The sequence below is a fragment of the Nocardiopsis sp. TNDT3 genome, from assembly GCF_003427465.1.
GTDB classification, from domain to species: Bacteria; Actinomycetota; Actinomycetes; order Streptosporangiales; family Streptosporangiaceae; genus Nocardiopsis; species Nocardiopsis dassonvillei.
Genome location: NZ_QPFC01000797.1, coordinates 1 through 3,307 on the forward strand (window position 1 = coordinate 1; position 3,307 = coordinate 3,307).

Below are 3,307 nucleotides of genomic sequence, written 5' to 3' on the forward strand. Positions count from 1 at the left end.
TCCCTGCCCCTCAATTCATCATCCCCGTTGAAATGTGGGGCATGGGGGCGCCGGATATAGGACGTTTAAGGGCATGCCACAACGCCTGCTGGGTGGGATCCCCCCTATTTCCAGGAAACCATCACCACGCCATCCACGGCCACCCCCAACCCCCGCCTGTGGAAAACACGGGAACGGCCCCGGACGGATCGCCCGGGGCCGGAACACTGTCTGGAGGAAACGGAAACCGGTCAGGCGTCCGTCCTCCCTGCGGGTTCCTCGCTCCTACCCTCACCAGCGCCACTACCGCCGCCGTCACCACTACCGCCGCCGTCACCACTGCCACTGGCACCACCACTGGCACTGCCACTGCCACTGCTACTGCCATCGACCCGGCCCCGGTACCACCGCCACAGAGCGCGCGTCAGCGGCAGCACGATCACCACCGCCAACAGCAGCAACAGCGTTCCCGAGATCGGCCGGGTCAGGAACCCCGTGGGGTCCCCGTCGAAGAGCAGCAGTGACCGGCGCAGCGAGCTCTCCAGCAGCGAACCCAGGACGAAGGCCAGCACCAGCGGCCCCGGGTCGAAGCCGAACTTCTTCATCAGGTAGCCCAACAGTCCGAAGACCACCACCAGCACGATGTCGAACACGTTGTTGCGCACCGTGTACACGCCCACCAGCGTGATCAGCACCGTGATGGGCGCCAGGATCGTCGGGCGCACCCGCAGGATCCGCACGAACAATCCCACCAGCGGAATGCTCATGATCAGCAGCAGGATGTTGCCGATGTACATCGAGTTGATGACGCCCCAGAACAGCTCCGGCTCCTGGGTCACCAGCTCCGGTCCCGGCGGCACACCCTGGATGAGCAGCGCGCCGAAGATGATCGCCATCGTCGCGTTCGCCGGGATGCCCAGGGTCAGCAGCGGGATGAACGAGGAGGTGGCGGCGGCGTTGTTGGCCGTCTCGGGAGCGGCGACGCCCTCCACCGCGCCCCTGCCGAAGCGCTCGGGGTCGCGTGAGCGCCGCTTCTCCATCGCGTAGGCCGCCAGGGAGGACAGGGTGGCGCCTCCGCCGGGCAGGATGCCCAGCGCGAAGCCGATGAGCGAACCCCGCCCGATCGCGCCCGACGACTGGCGCAGGTCCTTGCGCGAGGGCCAGGTGTTGGTGACCTTGAGGGGCTTCTTCGGCGCCCGGTGGCGTTCCTCCAGGCTGTGCAGGATCTCCCCGATGCCGAACAGGCCCATCGCGATCGGCACGAAGTCGATCCCGTCGGACAGCGCCATGGAGTCGAAGGTGAAGCGTTCGGCACCGGTGAAGGTGTCCAGCCCGACCGTGGCCAGCAGCAGGCCCACGCCGGCGGCGATGACCGCCTTGATCCGGCTGCCGTTGCCGACGGTGGACACCAGCAGGATGCCCAGCAGCGCCAGCGCGGTGTACTCGGGCGGGCCGAAGTCCAGGGCGAAGCTCGCCACCAGGGGCGCGACCAGGGACAGGGCCACGATCGACACGGTCCCGCCCACGAACGAGCCCACGGCCGCGATGCCCAGCGCCGTCCCGGCCCGGCCCTGGCGGGCCAGCATGTGGCCGTCGAAGACCGTCACCACCGAGGACGCCTCGCCGGGCAGGCGCAGCAGGACCGAGGTGATCGTCCCCCCGTACTGGGCGCCGTAGAAGATGCCCGCGAGCATGATGATCGCGGTCACCGGTTCGAGGCCGAAGGTCAGGGGGAGCAGGATCGCGATCGTGGCCGCGGGCCCGAGCCCGGGCAGGACCCCGACCAGCATGCCGACCACGACGCCGATCAGGCAGTAGAGCAGGTTGACCGGTTCGAGGACGACACCGAACCCGTTGATCATGGGTGTCAGGGAATCCATCGTTGTGTCCTAGAAGAGGTGGGGGATCGGCACGGCCAGCAGGCCGACGAAGACGACGTAGAAGGCGACCACGATCAGGACCGAGGCGATGGCGGACAGGCGCCACGACTCGCCCCCGAGGAAGCGCAGCCACACGAAGGCCAGGAGCGCCGAGGGGATCTCGAAGCCGATCACGCCGACCACGGCGACGAAGCCGACCATGGTGGCGACCCCGGCCAGGACCTTCCAGGAGGAGGCGGAGAAGACCTCGGTGTCGGCGGTGCGGCGGGTCAGCCCCAGCAGGACCACGCCCAGCGCGGCGATCGCCGCGCTGACGAGCAGGGGCCAGGTGCCCGAGCCGGGGTCGGCGGGGGTGCCCGGGCCGAGCGCCCAGGACCCGGCGATCCCGGCCGCGCCCAGGGCGATGACGGTCAGGGCCACCGCGGTGTTGGCCCAGGGGCCCAGGGGCTTCGGCGGTTCCTCCTCCTCCGGGTCGGGCGCGGTCTCCTGCGACTGGGCCTCCTGCGACTGGGCCTCCTGCGTTCCGGCCTTCCGCGACCCGGCCCCCTCCGGAGCGGCTTCCTCCGGAACGGTGCGCTCCGGAACGACCCCCTCTGGAACGGTCCGCTCCGGAACGACCCGCTCCCGGTCGGCCCCCTCCGGCCCGACACGCTGCGGATCGGCCTGTTGCGCGCCGGGTTCCGGGCCCGCGGGCGCGGCGTCCCGTGCCACGGCCTCCCGCTCCGGATCGGACTGCTCCGCGGCGGCCCGCTGCGCCGCGCTCTTCCGCGCGCCGCCTTCTCGTGCAGTGCTCTCCTGCCGGGAGCCCTTCTGCCGGGCGCTCTCCCGCCCGGCGGCCCCCCGCGTGGTGGGTTCCCTCGCGGCGGGCTCCCCTGCGGCGGACGCGGACCCCTGCGCGCGCCGGGTGCGGGGCGCGCTCACCGGCCCTCGCCCATGTCGATGCCGTACTCCTCCACCATGGAGGCGTACTCCTGCGCGAAGGAGGACCACTCCTCGGTCAGCTCGGCGGGCTCCAGCTCGTGCGGGGTGAGCAGGTTGTTCTCGTTGAACTCCTGGTAGGCGTCGCTGGCGAAGACCTCGGTGAACGCCGTGCGCAGCCGCTCCACGACCTCCTCGGGCGTGCCCTGGGGGGCGACCACGGCCCGGTACTGCGAGACCCGCACGTCGTACCCGGCCTCGACCGCGCTGGGGACGTCGGGCAGGTACTGGTTGCGTTCCTCGGCGAAGGTGGCCAGGGGGGTGATCTCACCGGCCTCGATCTGGGCGATCGCCTCGCCGAGCTGGACCGAGGCCACGTCCACCTGCTCGCCCAGGACGGCGGTCAGGGTGGGGGAGCCGCCGTCGAAGGGGACGGGGGTGCCCGGGATCCCGGCCTGCTCGAACAGCAGCGCCTGGGACAGCTGGCTGCCGGTGCCCACCCCGGTGGTGCCGTAGTCGACCTCGTCGCC

3 protein-coding genes are annotated in these 3,307 nt (G+C 71.1%); all 3 read right to left on the minus strand.

Translation table 11 applies throughout. From position 1 onward, the window contains the following. Nucleotides 1-230: 230 nt before the first annotated feature. The gene (locus DQW06_RS19575; protein ID WP_117199070.1) at nt 231-1,859 is read right to left on the minus strand and encodes a tripartite tricarboxylate transporter permease; all 1,629 of its coding nucleotides are present in this window, start codon (nt 1,857-1,859) and stop codon (nt 231-233) included. A 9-nt stretch (nt 1,860-1,868) separates the two neighbouring features. After that, nucleotides 1,869-2,570, minus strand: coding sequence for a tripartite tricarboxylate transporter TctB family protein (locus DQW06_RS19580; protein ID WP_232833085.1), 702 nt, complete (start codon nt 2,568-2,570; stop codon nt 1,869-1,871). 206 nt (nt 2,571-2,776) lie between these two features. Continuing rightward, the coding region (locus DQW06_RS19585) for a tripartite tricarboxylate transporter substrate-binding protein (protein ID WP_255418253.1) at nt 2,777-3,307 on the minus strand (531 nt) is incomplete at its 5' end.